This window comes from Pseudoalteromonas sp. CST2, from assembly GCF_028599385.1.
GTDB lineage: Bacteria > Pseudomonadota > Gammaproteobacteria > Enterobacterales > Alteromonadaceae > Pseudoalteromonas > Pseudoalteromonas atlantica.
Map to the genome: position 1 here is coordinate 16,466 of NZ_JAQREO010000004.1, position 14,853 is coordinate 31,318.

At 41.6% G+C, this 14,853-nt stretch carries 14 protein-coding genes; 4 read left to right on the plus strand and 10 right to left on the minus strand.

Features of this window, described 5'->3' with window-relative positions:
• The first annotated feature begins 1 nt into the window (after position 1).
• Positions 2-676, plus strand: coding sequence for a response regulator (locus PSH41_RS06955; protein ID WP_029773415.1), 675 nt, complete (start codon positions 2-4; stop codon positions 674-676).
• 18 nt (positions 677-694) lie between these two features.
• Here PSH41_RS06955 and PSH41_RS06960 read toward each other — a convergent pair whose 3' ends face one another.
• Positions 695-1,549 (minus strand): PA4780 family RIO1-like protein kinase, encoded by an 855-nt coding sequence (locus PSH41_RS06960; protein ID WP_024034251.1) that lies wholly within the window; start codon positions 1,547-1,549, stop codon positions 695-697.
• Positions 1,550-1,802: 253 nt separating this feature from the next.
• Between PSH41_RS06960 and PSH41_RS06965 the strand changes: the two genes are divergently transcribed.
• Together PSH41_RS06965 and PSH41_RS06970 are read left to right on the plus strand one after the other, a co-directional pair.
• Complete coding sequence (locus PSH41_RS06965) at positions 1,803-2,078, plus strand: EF-hand domain-containing protein (protein WP_004587403.1); 276 nt, start codon at positions 1,803-1,805, stop codon at positions 2,076-2,078.
• 11 nt (positions 2,079-2,089) lie between these two features.
• Positions 2,090-2,542 carry a hypothetical protein gene (locus PSH41_RS06970; RefSeq protein ID WP_004587402.1) on the plus strand — a complete coding sequence of 151 codons (453 nt, stop codon included), beginning with the start codon at positions 2,090-2,092 and terminating at the stop codon, positions 2,540-2,542.
• Positions 2,543-2,670: 128 nt separating this feature from the next.
• Here the strand turns inward: PSH41_RS06970 and PSH41_RS06975 are convergent, their stop codons facing one another.
• From PSH41_RS06975 to PSH41_RS06995, 5 genes are all read right to left on the minus strand, one after another.
• Complete coding sequence (locus PSH41_RS06975) at positions 2,671-3,972, minus strand: MFS transporter (protein ID WP_096739964.1); 1,302 nt, start codon at positions 3,970-3,972, stop codon at positions 2,671-2,673.
• A gap of 4 nt (positions 3,973-3,976) precedes the next feature.
• Positions 3,977-5,917 (minus strand): putative bifunctional diguanylate cyclase/phosphodiesterase, encoded by a 1,941-nt coding sequence (locus PSH41_RS06980; protein WP_273589012.1) that lies wholly within the window; start codon positions 5,915-5,917, stop codon positions 3,977-3,979.
• A gap of 145 nt (positions 5,918-6,062) precedes the next feature.
• On the minus strand, positions 6,063-6,902 hold the full coding sequence (gene yghU, locus PSH41_RS06985) for a glutathione-dependent disulfide-bond oxidoreductase (RefSeq protein ID WP_004587400.1): 840 nt from the start codon (positions 6,900-6,902) through the stop codon (positions 6,063-6,065).
• A 90-nt stretch (positions 6,903-6,992) separates the two neighbouring features.
• Complete coding sequence (locus tag PSH41_RS06990) at positions 6,993-7,574, minus strand: rhomboid family intramembrane serine protease (protein WP_024034245.1); 582 nt, start codon at positions 7,572-7,574, stop codon at positions 6,993-6,995.
• A gap of 104 nt (positions 7,575-7,678) precedes the next feature.
• Positions 7,679-8,362, minus strand: a complete 684-nt coding sequence (locus PSH41_RS06995; protein ID WP_029773419.1) for a type 1 glutamine amidotransferase domain-containing protein — start codon at positions 8,360-8,362, stop codon at positions 7,679-7,681.
• A 164-nt stretch (positions 8,363-8,526) separates the two neighbouring features.
• Between PSH41_RS06995 and PSH41_RS07000 the strand changes: the two genes are divergently transcribed.
• Positions 8,527-9,450: a LysR family transcriptional regulator gene (locus PSH41_RS07000; RefSeq protein WP_024034243.1), complete on the plus strand. Its 924-nt coding sequence runs from the start codon at positions 8,527-8,529 to the stop codon at positions 9,448-9,450.
• Between the two features lie 12 nt (positions 9,451-9,462).
• Here the strand turns inward: PSH41_RS07000 and PSH41_RS07005 are convergent, their stop codons facing one another.
• The 4 genes from PSH41_RS07005 to PSH41_RS07020 all read right to left on the minus strand — a co-directional run bounded on the left by PSH41_RS07005 (position 9,463) and on the right by PSH41_RS07020 (position 14,764).
• Positions 9,463-10,197, minus strand: a complete 735-nt coding sequence (locus PSH41_RS07005; RefSeq protein WP_029773421.1) for a dienelactone hydrolase family protein — start codon at positions 10,195-10,197, stop codon at positions 9,463-9,465.
• A 77-nt stretch (positions 10,198-10,274) separates the two neighbouring features.
• Positions 10,275-11,606: a glycerophosphodiester phosphodiesterase family protein gene (locus PSH41_RS07010; protein ID WP_248462568.1), complete on the minus strand. Its 1,332-nt coding sequence runs from the start codon at positions 11,604-11,606 to the stop codon at positions 10,275-10,277.
• A 55-nt stretch (positions 11,607-11,661) separates the two neighbouring features.
• A complete protein-coding gene (locus PSH41_RS07015) occupies positions 11,662-12,525 on the minus strand; it encodes a carboxylate/amino acid/amine transporter (RefSeq protein WP_055252992.1) in 864 nt (287 codons plus the stop codon).
• A gap of 103 nt (positions 12,526-12,628) precedes the next feature.
• Positions 12,629-14,764 (minus strand): M3 family metallopeptidase, encoded by a 2,136-nt coding sequence (locus tag PSH41_RS07020; RefSeq protein ID WP_096042068.1) that lies wholly within the window; start codon positions 14,762-14,764, stop codon positions 12,629-12,631.
• Between the last annotated feature and the right edge of the window lie 89 nt (positions 14,765-14,853).

Genomic DNA, 14,853 nt, shown 5'->3' on the forward strand with positions numbered 1-14,853 from the left:
TATGAGTGAGCAAATACTCATTGTTGAAGATGAAATAAAACTTGCCAATTTAATGAGCGACTTTTTAACAAGCCATCATTATCAAACGCACCTTATTCATCATGGTGATGAAGTACTTAGCTGGCTTGAAAGTAATAAGCCAAGTGTTATTTTATTAGATATTATGTTGCCAGGGCAAAGCGGTATAGAGCTGTGCAAAGCGATAAGAAAGTTCTCTAATGTGCCCATTATTATGGTTTCGGCGAAGGTGGAGGAGATTGACCGGTTACTCGGACTTGAACTGGGCGCCGATGACTATATTTGTAAACCGTTTAGTTATGCTGAGCTGGTGGCGCGAGTAAAAGCAATTTTAAGGCGTGTTAATACCACAAAAGAGCCGGTAAATAATGCCATGACACTGGATGAAAGTACTTACAGTGTAAATTATAAAAATAGCAGTATAGAACTTACTAATTTTGAATTTCAGCTATTTAAGCCTTTGTATTCAAACCCTAACAGAATCTATTCACGCGATAGCTTAATGGACACCATGTACGCAGACCAACGTATAGTTAGCCACCGTACTATAGACAGCCACATAAAAAAGTTACGTAAAAAGCTTGATGAAGTAACGCAAACCGACAGTGTTATTCAGTCGGTTTACGGTGTGGGCTATCGGTTTGTTCATCCTCAATAGCTAAACGTGAGCGCAGTTTTACTCATCGTCAGCGTTTTTAATACGCTCTAAACGGTCGAACTCTTCGTATTCGGCCGCTTGTATTTCATCGAGTACCGCATCTACGTCTGCAGATTCGTTACTGTCTTCAAATTCTCCGCTGAGCACAGTGTTTGGCGTTAAGCTGGCCTCTTCAAACAGTGCCCACATTTCTTTAGCGTAATGAGTGTTTAATAGGCTAGGTGCAAACTGCGCATAATAACGACGTATGTTGTTTACATCGCGCGTAAACATTGCTTGCGCACTGTTATTGGCTGCGGCGTTTACAGCTTGTGGAAGGTCAATAATTACAGGCCCTTTACTATCAACAAGTACGTTAAATTCTGATAAGTCACCGTGGATAATACCAGCGCACAGCATTAATTTAATATAATGAACCATCATACTGTACTGCTCAATAGCGTCTTGCTGTGTAAGGGTCACATGCCCTAACTGTGGAGCAACATCTCCGTCTTCATCGCACACAAGCTCCATTAACAACACACCATCAATACAGTAATAAGTATCAGGAACTCTGACGCCAGCGCGTGATAAACGTGAAAGCGCGTCTACTTCTGCATTTTGCCAAATTTCTTCTTCTAGTTGTCGCCCATAACTAGAGCGTTTACCCATGGCGCGGGCTTGGCGTCCGCCTCTTACTTTTCGGCCTTCTTGATACTGAGCTGCCTTTTTAAAGCTGCGTTTAACGGCATCTTTGTAGACTTTAGCACAGCGAATTTCGCCACCGCTGCGCACCACAAATACATCCGCTTCTTTACCGCTCATTAAGCGGCTTATCACTTCATCAATTAGGCCATCATCAACGAGTGGCTGGAGGCGTTTAGGTATTTTCACTGCGATACAACTAGAAAAATTGGAAGATTAAACATGTATGTTAATAAGTCCTTAGTATGTTAGCTCTCAAACAGGTGTTGAAAGTGGTTTTAAGTAATTAGTTATCACAATAACCGAAATACCGAATAAGGTAAAAATAACATGATAAAAATCGGATTTATTTTTATTTCCTTATTGTTTGCACAATGTTTGCGTTTTTTAAGCGTACTTTATATTCATACCCTTTATTAATATTTAACCCAAGGTGACCACGATGAAGCATTTTTCTACTTTTGCCGTTGCTGCATTATTATCAATGGCTTTTTCAGCCAATGTTGCAGCCAGAGGCGGTGATAACCCACCACCTAAACCTGACTTTTCAAGCATAGATGCAGATGGTGACGGTGTGATTAGCCTTGCAGAATTTAGCGAAAGTGCGCCACCGCAAGGCGATGCGCAAACTATTTTTGACGAAATAGATGCCGATGGGAATGGCGAAATTAGCGAACAAGAGTTAAGTGAACACAAGCCACCACGCCGCGCACGTTAAGGGAGAAAAATATGATCAACAGTATTGGTAGCTCAGCGAGTTTTATGACTCAACAATCTAGCCAAGTAAGCGCTTTAACTTCAGAGCAAACTGAGTTTGTTAAAGAAACACTTGCAGAATTTGATGCACAAAACCTAAGTACGGAAGATGCGCAAAGTATTCAAGCTGCATTTGAAGAGCAGGGGATCTCACCTACAAAAGAGTTGGCTGATTTAATGAGCGAACTTGATTTTGACGCTAAAAGTATTGGCGATGCAGGACGCCCTGAAGGGCAGCGCCCGCCACCGCCGCCGCAAAACTCGCTAGAATCTGTTGATACTGACGAAGTGGTTAGCTACTTAGATGAGTTATTAACTGAGTATTCAAGCCAGCTATCTGATGAAGATAAAGAATCAATTCTTTCATCGGTACAAGAAAAATTTGGTTTAAGTGAAGGTGACTCACTGCTAAATGTAACTGCTTAGGTGTTATAACTTGAGGTAAAGCTGACTGTTTATCCTTAGGTCTTAAGTCCAAAGCCCGGCAATTATTTTGTTGGGCTTTTTTATTATACCAATTCGCTTAATTGATTACGTATTATTGTGCATTGGTATTACTCCGCTTGAGGCAAAAAAATCGCGCTAATAGCACCTAACAAACCGAGCAGGCTATACAACAAAATAAGCTGTGCGGTTGATAAAAATGCTTCTAAAAGCCCTATACTGCCTAACATTAAAAGCAAAATGCCTATTACAGTATTACTAACCGACACGTAATCAGTGCGTTTATTGCCTTGTGCCATATCCACTAAATAGGTTTTACGCCCGAGCCGTACGCCTTGATGAGCAATGCAAAGCAAAAAATAAAAACCAGGTATTACCCAAGCATATTCAAACAGCTGGCTATACCATGTGGCTATTACAAACACGCTCACGCCGTTTATGGTGACAAGTAACGCACTGATCACAAGCACCTTTTGGCTAGAAAAATCGCTGAGTCTTCCCCATATTGGCCCAGAAATTAAACTTGCTAAGCCAGACACGGCTAAAAATACTGCCAATAATGAAAATTCAAACTGCTGAGAGCTTGCTAAAATAATATAAAAAGGCGCGCTTAGGGCTGAGCAAAGTAAAAAGGCGCGGGTAATTACAAAGTGTGCAAATTGTTTATCTTGATAAAGCAGCTTTAATTTACTTAGCGCATTTAAAAAGCCATTTTTACCGCCTTGTGTCGCCCCTTTGTATTCGTTTATGCGGCTATAAAAAAGTGCAGCAACAACCCACAAAACGGCGCCTAAACACAGCGCAATTAATACCGTATTTTGCTCTTTTTGCCCCGAAAAAAACCACATCATTAAACCAAAGGTGAGTGTTGCAAAGCCAGCAATACTTGCCGCCAGGCCACTAATATTGCCCCGCTTTTTTTTAGGAATAACTTTACCTAATACATCTTTAGCGGCAATAGAGTTAAACCCGCGGGCGAGGCTAAAGAGCACCAGCAGAGCTAAAATTGCATAGCCAGCCTGAGCGCCTTCTAGCAAAAATGAAACACCAACCATGGCGCCAATACATACAGCTTGGGCAAATGCACCGCAAACCCATACCCACTTTCTTACAGAGAGTTTACGGATAATATTGGCTATCGCTAATTGTGGTAATAAAGAGCCCGATTCTCTTATAGGCACCAGCCACGCTATAAACGCGCTTGGCACGTTTAAGCTTTGCATTAACCAAGGCAGAGTGACTTTAGGGTTGAGGAGGGCATCGGCAAATTTACTAAAAAGCTGGCTTGTTAATAAAAGAATAAAATTACCGGCCACTTCTTTGCAGTCATCTTCGTTTATGTCTTTACAAGCGCGTGCGTCTTCATCGTTGTTAAGGCGTTTATAGACTTGCTCTTTAGTGAGTTTTTTCATACTGCTAGCTACACAATTTGTTTTGCTCTTTGAGGTACGAATCTACAAAGTGTTGTTCCATAGGTTTAGAAAAGTAATAACCTTGTAGGTGAGACACGCCAATTTCTTTTAGCATGTTGGCTTGCTCTAGGGTTTCTACACCTTCAGCGACTACTATAAAATCTAGTGTTGAGGCCATTTGCACAATAGCATGAATTATACTTAAGCCTCGCTTATCCATGTTTTGAATGAAACTTTTATCTATTTTTACTATGTCTACACCAATATCTAACATGCTCGACAAGGATGAGTACCCAGTACCAAAGTCGTCAATAGAAATACAAAACCCTTGTTTTTGCAGCTCTTTTACTGCTGCTAAAAAGGTGAGCTTATCCTCAGCAAACACAGATTCAGTGATTTCAAGGTGCAGGTTTTTTGGCTTTACGCCGTATTGATCAACGATATTTACAACCTTAGTGACAAAATCAGGGTCTTGAAGTTGTATTACAGATACATTAACGCTAACAGCAATAGGGGGTTGTACGTTTTTAAACGTGCAAGCTTGCACACACGCTTGCTCAATAACCCATAAGCCAAGTTCGGTTATGAGGTTGTATTGCTCGGCAATGGCAATAAATTCATCAGGAAATATCGCTTCGTCATTTAACTGCCAGCGTAAAAGTGACTCAAACGAGGTCACCTTCGCTGTTTGGCTATCCACAATAGGCTGAAACACTAACCGCAAGCCGTTGTCTTTTATTGCACTTGCCAAGCGCTTGCTGAGCAATTGTTCGCGTTCTTGTTGGCGCTTTAAGTCGTTGTTGTAAATATTTACGCAGCCTTTGGCAATACGTTTTTGATGGTACATGGCTAAATCTGCTGAACGAATTAACGCGCTTAAATCGCCCTCATGCTCAGGAAATAACGCTATGCCAATAGTGGCGGATACCCAGCTTTGGTATTTATATCGTTCATGCTCGGCACGAATGCTTTTAATAACCTTTTTGGCAAAATCAAATAAGTCTTGTTCATCCTCATAGGTTGTTAAAATTAAAAATTCATCTCCGCCCCAGCGGCATTTGTATAAGTGGCGGGTGCAAACGTTAGTGAGTCGCTCGGCTATTTCTTTAAGTACTTGGTCGCCAACTTTATGACCCATAGAGTCATTAATTTGCTTAAAGCCATCTAGGTCTACAAACAGTAAAGCGAGTTTTTCCTCGGGGTGATCTGCCAGTTGTTTATTTGCCACTTTTAAAAAAGCGGTGCGGTTTAACAAGCTTGTTAGCGGGTCAGTATTTGATAAACGGTAAATTTCTTCTGTGCGTGTTTCTACTTTGCTTTCCATTTCGTTAAGTAGTTCGCGGTTTTGATTTCGTAATTTTATGGCTGTTTGGGTAAATGTGGCCGACTTATAAGAAGAGGCGACCATAATTGCCGAAAAAGTAATGCCCAAAAAGCCTAATACATAGTGGTAATAGTCATCAGATAAGGTTAGTACTATAGAGTAAGGCATTAATAAAATAATGCTGTAACACACCGAGGTAAAGCGACTACCCGAGAGCAAATTGGCTGAGCCACCAGCAAATGCCGACAAAATAGCTATTGTGGTGGTAATTTCAACGGTGGATGAGCTTTTATGAAACCACAGTGCGTAACATGACCACGAAATCGCGGTCGCTATACACCCCACCGAAAAGCGTTTTAAAAAGCTATTTGCATTAAAAGGCTGGTTAACTTCTTTGGTGTAGTTAAAGTAAATAACATCCATTAGCCTTGCTGCTAAAACAACCAGCATAAAAAAAAGCCAAATTATTTTTTCTTGATTTGTTCTCTCATCCGTTAGGTCAAATGCAAATACAAGTACAAAGCTAACTAACGCCGAAACACCAATGCCAGATAAAGCATTAGAATATAAAAGTTTTACGGCTTCTCTGCGTTCATCACTATTTAAATTTTTATATTGCACTCATTAAAGCCTTATGAAAAGTAATGCGGGTAAAGCAGGTTACATTTTATAAAAACACAATAATAAATATAGTTTAATGACAGGGAAAATGCAGATTTAAATAAAAAAATGCCCATAACACAATGTCTTGTTATGGGCTGTTAGATTAAAAGTCGCTGGCGTTATGTCGTTCGCTAAGTTGCTCTTCTTCAGGGCCCCAGGTGCGATTAACACGTTGACCACGTTTAACAGCGGGGCGCTTTGCTATTTGCTCTGCCCAGCGCATAACATGAGTGTAAGAGGCAACATCTAAAAACTCAGCGGCGTCGTATAATTTTCCAAGCACCAACGAGCCATACCAAGGCCAAATGGCAATGTCGGCAATAGAGTATTCACTACCCGCCATGTATTCGTTTTCACTTAAGTGGCGATTTAATACATCGAGCTGGCGTTTAGTTTCCATAGTAAAACGGTCTATTGGGTATTGCATTTTTGTTGGTGCGTAGCTATAAAAATGACCAAATCCGCCACCTAAATAAGGCGCTGAACCCATTTGCCAAAATAGCCAATTACGGCACTCGGTCTTGGCTTTAAAATCTTTTGGGATTAGCACATCAAATTTTTCTGCCAAGTATTGTAAAATTGAACCCGACTCAAAAATGCGTGTTGGTGGCGTGGTAGAGTGATCCATTAGCGCAGGAATTTTAGAGTTTGGATTAATATCAACAAAGTCTGAGCCAAATTGGTCGCCTTCGCCAATGTTAATTAAATAGGCATCGTAGTCGGCATCGGTTAGGCCAAGCTCTAATAACTCTTCAAACATAATGGTCGCTTTTTGGCCATTAGGCGTGGCTAATGAATAAAGTTGAAACGCATGCTTGCCAATGTCTAAGGTTTTGTCATGAGTGGCGCCGGCAATAGGGCGGTTAATATTAGCAAATTTACCACCACTTTCGCTGTCCCACGTCCAAACTTTAGGCGGCGTGTATTCGTGTTCATTACTCATAAATAACCTCAATTTAAAAATGTAATTAATTTATATACTCATAGATAACAAGCTGGGGGCGTAAAAAATTAATTAAAGGCAATGAAAAAATTATCGTGCTTTTAATTTATCTGCTTTGGCAAGTTTATACCCTAAAAAGAACCCACTTAACGCACCAAAAAGGTGACTTTCGAACGAGACATGAAAGCGTTGTGGTAGCACGCCCCAAATAAATCCGCTGTAAAGCACTGCCACTACTAGGGCAATAACAATAGACTTAAACGAGCGCCTAACCACGCCATAGCACAGTATAAATCCCCATAAACCATAAATAACGCCGCTTAATCCAACATGAAAACTACTTCGACCAAAGGCCCACACTAATAGCCCGCCAATTAACGCAGTAAATATAAACACGGTATAAAAGCGTTTTACACTGTATTGGCAAATTAGCCAGCTTAGTACAGCAAAAGGCAACATGTTGCTAGCAAAGTGCCACCAGCTGCCATGTAAAAATGGGGCGCATAAAATACCGATTAACCCTTGAACGCTGCGAGGGTAAATACCTAAACCATTAAGCGTAATGCCAGGTAAACTATTGATCACTTGTAGTATTAGGCATATAAAAACTACGCTAAATATTGCAAATCGCGTACTGGTTATCAGTGAAGATGATGATGGGGTAGTTGGCATATAAACGCTTTAGTAGGATTGTTTTGTACCAGTATAGGAGTATGTTTTCGCTATTAAAAGCGATTTAATAAGCGCGGCGTTATACGCCGCGCACAGGGGTTATTTTAACCTAGTTTAGTTAATAGTTTTTTCGCCGCAAGCTCTGAACTTGCTGGATTTTGGCCTGTAATCACTAAACCATCTTCGAGCGCTAATACGCCCCAGTCGTCGGTTTTTTGATAATCGCCGCCTTTTTTAATGAGTTCATCTTCAACTAAAAATGGCACTACGTCTGTTAATTGCACGGCAGCTTCTTCTGAGTTAGTAAAGCCTGTTACTTTTTTACCTGCAACTAAGGCATTGCCTTGCGCATCTTTAACATTTAAAAAAGCGGCACTTGCGTGGCAAACAGCCGCTACTGGCTTTTGCTCTTTTACAAACTTTTCAATAAGTGAGATTGAATCGCTGTTATCTACTAAATCCCATAGTGGGCCGTGGCCGCCTGGGTAAAATACCGCGTCAAAGTCGCTGGCGTTTACTTCACTTAACTTTTTGGTGTTTGCCATAAGTGTTTGTGCTGCGCTGTCGTTGTCATAGCGCTTTGTTGCATCGGTTTCAAAGTCAGAAAGCGTGCTGGTTGGGTCAATTGGCGGTTGGCCACCCGCAGGGGAAGCAAGTGTTACCTCTGCACCAGCATCAACAAATGCATAGTAAGGTGCTGCAAATTCTTCTACCCAAAAACCTGTTTTTTCGCCTGTGTTGCCAAGCTCTGAATGTGAGGTAAGTACCATAAGTATTTTTTTAGCCATAATAATATTCCTTCGATTAGTGAGTAAATTAAAGCTTGGTGTTAACCAAGGTGCTGTAATAACTATATGCACTTAAAAGGATTTAAACAACGGTGATAAATTTAACTTTATTGGTTTAATTATTGATACAATTATTGGGTTGAATAATCATTGGTGGGTTTGTGATGAAAGTGTCGTTTGAGCAACTTAAAAGCATGGTGGTATTTGCGCAAATTGTCGAGCAGGGCAGTTTAACCGCGGCTGCAAAGCAGTTGGGGTTAACGCGCGCGGTGGTAAGTTATCACCTTAAAAAATTAGAAACGCAATTAGAAGTTACGCTGCTAAATCGCTCAACCCGCACTATGGCGCTAACTGAGGCGGGTATTGCGTATTATGAGCGCTGTAGAGTGATCACAGAACAAGCAAACGCAGCTAATCAGCAAATAGAAAACATTAAAAGTGAGCCACAAGGAGTATTAAAAATTAGCTGCCCTGTTAATGTAGGCATGCAACTAATTGTGCCGGCAATTAATACGTTTAAACGCCAATACCCCAAAATTGAAATAGACCTGCAACTAACCGATGATGTGGTTGATATTATAAAAAACGGCTTTGATATTGCTATTCGTGGGGTCGCTTTAAGTGACTCAAACTTACAAGCCACCAAACTAACCACCATGAGTACCTGTATTTGTGGCTCAGCTGAGTATTTTGAGCATTTTGGCAAACCTAAAACGCCAGCTGAATTAGCCTTGCATAAATGGGTGGTGTACCAACTTAGCAGTAAAACATTAACCCTTAGCAAAGAGGGCAAAAAATACGATGTAATACTTCAAGGCGGCATTAGCACCAATAATGCCGCGGCGCGTACCGCGTTTGTAGAGGCCGGGCACGGGCTTGGGCGCATTCCGTTGTATGATGCGTGGCCTAAAGTGCAAGCAGGGCTGTTAGAAATAATACTTGATGATTATAAAACAAAAGATATTGAGCTTTATGGTGTGTTTCCACCTGGGGCGGCGGGCTCCAAAAAGCTCAGGTTGTTTATTGATTATTTAAAAGCCTATTTTGTTAAACAACATACTGCACTGGGCATGCTAAAAAGCACGTAAAACCGCACTTAATTACAAAGTACGATTAAATAATGCAACCGCTTGCTGGTACATAGTAATTGCAAGCGCGGCATCGTAACGCTCGCCCTCATCACGCATAAACGCATGCTGTGCGTTTACTTCTTGCCAGTGATAGTTAATACCCGTGGCTACACATTGCTGGTAAATTTTACTTCGGCCTTGTTGCGGTACATGTGGGTCTTGCTTACCCCAAATAAAGTGTATTTCACCTTGAATATCAGCCATGCGCTCAAACGAATTGTTACCTGCATTAGCCGTTAAGGTATCACTATGAATATCGGTGGCGTATAAACAAAATGCAGCTTTTATGTGTGGGTTTAATGCGGCTCTGTAAGCTAAATGCCCACCAATGCACACACCCATGGCGCCTACTGTGCCAGTGCAGTAATCTTGGCTTTGTACAAAGTCGATGAGTGCTTGTGTGTCGCTGTCGTGGTGCTCAAGTGGCTTTTGCCATTTATCGGCATTGCCTTTATCTTTACCCGCGTCATCGTACGCAAGTACAGTACCAATCGGGTTTAGCTCATGAAATACCTCAGGCACTAACACAACAAAACCATGGCTCGCTAAAATAGCAGCGCTGCGCGCAATAGGCGCGGTTTGCTGAAAAATCTCCGAGTAAAAAATAATACTTGGGTATTGGCCAGCTGCTTGTGGGCGGTAAACGGTAGTACGCATTAAGCCTGTTGGGGTGGGTAGGTCGGTATTATGGTGTTGGATTATCATAAAAGCGCTCAGTTTAATAATTAATAAGGTTATGGTAACTGAGCGCAAAAAAATAAACGACCACTGATACTGGTTTTTTAAATGCTTGCAGGCATTTTATTACAACTTGCGTAGTAGCTTACGGTCGCGGGCCAATCCGAAAATATACCCATAACCCCGACATCCTGCGCGAGTACATCAACCACCGTCATCATGTCGCCATCGTTATCGATAACATCGGCGATTGATTGATAGTAGTAGCCACCGCCCTCGTTAAGAGGCCCCGAGCGCTCAAGGCTCCATGCTATCAGTTCAAGCCCTGCAGCTTTTGCGTCAATGGCGTATTGTGAGGGGACAATATTACTTTCGTTGTCTATGGTGAGCATCATCCAAATAGGGGGCGCTAATATTTTAACGCCATCGGCTACTAGCTCTTCCATACTTGGTTGCCACGTTGCAGGGTTACTTGGATCAAAGCCCGCTTCGCTGTCACGGCCATCTAAATATACGCTTTGATTTGCAAAGTCGGGGTTGTTATTTATCCAATATTTCACATCATCGAGATTAAACGATTGCGGGTACACATCACTGCTTGGTACGTCCAATTGCGTGTACTCATCAAGCATTTTTTGCGCGTATTGCTGTTGTGTCATTCCCTCAAAAGGCATGCTCACTTGCGGCGATTTTAGCTCTGGGGTCATTTTTACACCCAAGCTTTTAAATAACTCAATACTTTGTTTATGAGTTACTAATGTTCCACTTGTGGCGTATAAATCGGTGCGCCAGCTGGGCGTGCCCTGCATATATTCACCAACAGTAGTGGCTTGGGTGTTGGCGCCATCCATTTTACCTTCAAGCGTTAAAAATTCGCTCAGGCTGATATCACTTGTGCAGCATTTAGCGGTGGCAGGCGTGCCACTGGCCGCGTTAGCTGGAGTAAAAGGAACACTGCATTTAGCGGCAAGTTCAGGAATGGCTAATATATTGGTGGTGGTGTGCAAATCGCACTGAGAATGGCGACACACGAGCTCTTTGTCGCTGGTAAAGGTTACATCGCACTCTACAATACCTGCGCCCATACGCGCCGCAGCTATATAAGACTCCTTTGTATGCTCAGGGTATTGCATTGGCGCACCACGATGACCAATAGAAAAATCTGTACGGTAAAATGGCCCATCCGTACACGATTCTAATTTTGTTTTTAAATCGCTCTGTGCCATATCGTTAATTAAGTAGTCGGCACGAGTACCTAATTGAATATCAGGCGCCTCGCCTTTTGCAACTTCAACAATTACAGGCGTCGGTACTTCAACAACCTCAACGGTGGTATTGGTAACGACTACGTCTTTTTCTACAACTTCGACATCGTCGTCGCAGCCGCTCAGTAGTGCAAGTATTACTGAGCTTGTTATTAGGGTGAGATGTTTCATGTTTGTTCCTTAACGTTATTTTATTCAACCCTAATCGCATTCAATGACAAATTAGCTACAAGGATGTGACGTTCTGTTTATTTGTCCCTATTTGATTAATTACCAGTGCCGCTAACATAATTGCACCCCCCATACTTAAGCGCATAATGTCGGCATTTTTATTCCATATAAGCACGTTAACAATAATACCGGCAGGAATAAGCACGTTGTTCATAACGGCTAATGCTCCCACATTTACTTTTGTTGCCCCTTTGTTCCATAAAAAGTAACCAAGGCCCGAGGCTACAATACCTAAATATATTAAAATACCCCACTGGGTAGGTGTACTCGGTAATTTGCTTGTATTGCCAAATAAAGCGTAGCAAGCACTCGCCACCACTAAGGCGCCAATAAAAAACCAACCAAATACGGTTTTGTCATCCAACTGATTAGTGGCCATTAAACGTTTATAAGTTACTTGTCCGGTGGCAAAACTAATATTGGCACCTTGAACCAGTAATAAACCGATGATGAAATGACTATTGAGGCTTTCCCAGCGAATAGCTACCGCGCCCAGTACGGCAATAAGCGCAACCGCAAAAAAGCGAGGGTTAAAATGCTTATTAAGTGCATCGTTTAAAAGCGTTATATAAAGCGGCGTCATAACGGTAAAGAGCAACACTTCGGGTACGCTTAAAAATAAAAAGGAGTGATAGTAAAAGCTGTACATAACACCTAGTTGCACAGCGCCTATCAGCATCAGCTTAAGTGCGAGTGGTTTTGAGGTAAGTTTAGGTTTTAAAAAGGGTAAAAAAACCAACGTGGCTAATGCAACTCGTATTAATACGCTAAACCACGCATCAACTTGGCCTGCTAGGTACACACCAATTAAACTAAATGAAAAAGCCCAAAGTAGGGTAACTGCAAATAAATAGCCCATAATTGTCGTTTTTTATAATTTATAGTGTGGCTAGTTTATCTGTTATAAACAATAAAAGCCCGCAAGCGGGCTTTTATAAGGTTAAAATTAATAAACGAGGTTATTAATCAACTAAACCACGGCGCTTAAGAAGTGCGTCTGTCGTTGGTTTTTGGCCTCTAAACTCAATGTAGCTTTGCATTAAGTCGCGGCTGTTACCTTTTGATAGGATTTCTTCACGGAACTTGTCACCGTTTTCACGGGTTAGGCCACCGTTGTTTTCCATATGTGCAAACGCATCGGCTGCAAATACTTCAGTCCATAGGTAGGCGTAGTAACCTGCTGAGTAACCACCTGCAAAAGTATGGCTAAAGTAGTTTGATTTATAACGCGGTGGCACTGGGTAGTAATCAATACCGTGTGCTTTTAGCGCATCGCTTTCAAACTTTTGAACATCACTGATTTTTTTATCAGAACCAAATGAGTGCCATTCCATATCAAGTAAAGCAGCTGCTAAGTATTCAGTAGTACCAAAGCCTTGGTTGAATTTTTGCGATGCTAGTACTTTATCAAGTAATGCTTGTGGAATTGGCTCACCCGTTTTGTAATGCTTAGCGTAGTTAGCAAGTACGGTAGGTTCAATCATCCAGTCTTCGTGTGCCTGTGAAGGAAATTCAACAAAGTCACGTGCTGTAGCAGTACCCGCTAGGCTTGGGTATTTAACATTTGAGAATAAACCGTGCGCAGCATGACCAAATTCATGGAACATAGTCGATACTTCGTCGAAGGTCATTAGCGTTGGCTCACCTTCAGCTGGTTTTGGAATGTTTTGTGCGTTGTAAATAACCGGTTTAGTGCCTTTTAAGCCGCTTTGGCTTACATATGCACTCATCCATGCACCGCCACGCTTACCTTCACGTGCGTATGGGTCCATGTAAAATAAACCTATAGCGCTGCCATCTGCGTTAAATACTTCGTACGCTGTTACATCTTCGTGGTAAACAGGTAAGTCTTTACGCTCTTTAAAGGTGATACCGTAAAGCTTGTTCATTGCGAAGAATAAACCATCATGGATCACAGAGTTCATTTCAAAGTAAGGCTTAACTAGCGCAGGATCTAGGTCGTACTTTTCAGCACGTACTTTTTCTGCGTAAAACGCCCAATCCCATGGCTTAAGCTCAAAGCTTTCGCCAGAATCGTTAATTACTTTTTGGATAGCGGCCGCTTCTGCTTTGGCTTTTTCAACAGCTTTTGGTGCAAGGTCATCTAAAATACCGTACACGTTGTCGGTTGTTTGTGCCATACGCGAAGTCATTACATACGATGCCCAATCTTTAAAGCCTAACAGCTCTGCTTTTTGTGCACGCAGGTTAGTTTCTTCAATAATGATAGGGCCGTTAGTTTTAGCAGCACGATTTGTAGAGGCTTTAAAAATTTGCTCGCGTAGCTCACGGTTTTCAAGGCTTGATAAGATAGGCTGCTGAGTGGTATTAACCAAGGTGATCATGTAGCCGTCTTTGCCTGCTTTTTTAGCTGCGGCTGCAAGGCCTGCAATTTCACCTTCAGATAGGCCAGCAAGTTTAGATTTGTCTGTAACAACAATAACGTCTTCTTTAAACGATTTTAAAATGTTTTGAGAGAACGCAGTAGATAGCTCTGCAAGTTGAGCGTTTATTTCACGCATTTTTGCTTTTTCAGCATCGCTTAACTTAGCACCGGCTTTTACAAATTGCTTGTAGTAGAAATCAACTAAGCGTTGATCTTCAGCGTTAAGCGCATCTTTATTGTCGTAAATAGTTTGTACACGCTTAAATAACGCACCATTTAGGTAAATGTCATCAGAGTGAGCAGATAATACCGGCGCCATTTTTTTGCTTATACGTTGGTATTCGTCATCTGAAATTAAACCCGATAGGTTGTAAAAAGCAGCAGATACGCGGTTTAACAACTCACCAGATTTTTCCATCTCAACAAGTGTGTTTTCAAATGTTGCTGGTTCTGGGTTGTTTGCAATAGCTTGAACTTGCGCAGTGTGCTGAGCAATACCTGCATCAAAGCCTGCTTCGTAGTCTTTTGTACCAAACTTATCAAACTCTGGTGCCATGTATTGTAATGGGCTTGGTTTGAATAATACATTGTTTGCGTTCATATCTTGCACTTGTGCTGCGCTCTCTTTAGCTGTGTTCTGAGTTTCGTTAGATGAACAAGCAGATAGGATTAGGGCACTAGCAATAGTAGTGGCGATCAGTGTTTTACGCATAATAACTCCATAAAAAGATGAGCCGAAATAGGCTTTTCGAGTCGAAAACCCAGTTAACTTATCAAATTTTGGCGTTTATACAATAAAGT

Excerpts from the sequence above, each read along its gene's own strand:
- PSH41_RS06955 (WP_029773415.1), top strand. The coding sequence starts at position 2 with ATGAGTGAGCAAATACTCATTGTTGAAGATGAAATAAAACTTGCCAAT.
- PSH41_RS06965 (WP_004587403.1), top strand. The coding sequence starts at position 1,803 with ATGAAGCATTTTTCTACTTTTGCCGTTGCTGCATTATTATCAATGGCT.
- PSH41_RS06970 (WP_004587402.1), top strand. The coding sequence starts at position 2,090 with ATGATCAACAGTATTGGTAGCTCAGCGAGTTTTATGACTCAACAATCT.
- PSH41_RS06975 (WP_096739964.1), bottom strand. The coding sequence starts at position 3,972 with ATGAAAAAACTCACTAAAGAGCAAGTCTATAAACGCCTTAACAACGAT.
- yghU (WP_004587400.1), bottom strand. The coding sequence starts at position 6,902 with ATGAGTAATGAACACGAATACACGCCGCCTAAAGTTTGGACGTGGGAC.
- PSH41_RS06990 (WP_024034245.1), bottom strand. The coding sequence starts at position 7,574 with ATGCCAACTACCCCATCATCATCTTCACTGATAACCAGTACGCGATTT.
- PSH41_RS06995 (WP_029773419.1), bottom strand. The coding sequence starts at position 8,362 with ATGGCTAAAAAAATACTTATGGTACTTACCTCACATTCAGAGCTTGGC.
- PSH41_RS07000 (WP_024034243.1), top strand. The coding sequence starts at position 8,527 with ATGAAAGTGTCGTTTGAGCAACTTAAAAGCATGGTGGTATTTGCGCAA.
- PSH41_RS07005 (WP_029773421.1), bottom strand. The coding sequence starts at position 10,197 with ATGATAATCCAACACCATAATACCGACCTACCCACCCCAACAGGCTTA.
- PSH41_RS07010 (WP_248462568.1), bottom strand. The coding sequence starts at position 11,606 with ATGAAACATCTCACCCTAATAACAAGCTCAGTAATACTTGCACTACTG.
- PSH41_RS07015 (WP_055252992.1), bottom strand. The coding sequence starts at position 12,525 with ATGGGCTATTTATTTGCAGTTACCCTACTTTGGGCTTTTTCATTTAGT.
- PSH41_RS07020 (WP_096042068.1), bottom strand. The coding sequence starts at position 14,764 with ATGCGTAAAACACTGATCGCCACTACTATTGCTAGTGCCCTAATCCTA.